Raw genomic sequence first — 285 nt, 5'->3', positions numbered from 1 at the left:
ACTCAGAATGGAAATCCTAAGGATAATGCAGTAGCAGAACGAGTAAATGGAATAATTAAAGGTGAGTTTGATTTAAACTATTCAAGCTTAGGTTATAAGAAAACCAAAGAAAAAATAAGAAGAAGTATAAAGTTGTATAATGAAATCAGACCTCACGATAGTTGTGATAGACTAACTCCTGAACAAGCACATCTTAAGAGTGGGATATTAACTAAGAGATGGAAGAATTACTATACCAACAAAAAAGAACAACAAGTACCTGTATAGTTATAATAGGATTATAAA

1 protein-coding gene is annotated in these 285 nt (G+C 30.5%); it reads left to right on the top strand.

Annotated elements, in window-relative coordinates:
• Positions 1-267 (top strand): integrase core domain-containing protein (locus GOQ24_RS02915; RefSeq protein ID WP_160339066.1); only part of this gene is annotated, 267 nt, incomplete at its 5' end.
• Positions 268-285 lie beyond the last annotated feature (18 nt).

Source organism: Myroides sp. LoEW2-1 (assembly GCF_009767705.1).
Classification (GTDB): Bacteria; Bacteroidota; Bacteroidia; order Flavobacteriales; family Flavobacteriaceae; genus Flavobacterium; species Flavobacterium album_A.
The sequence above is the reverse complement of the archived record's forward strand: the minus strand, read 5'-3'. Positions and strand labels throughout refer to the sequence as shown.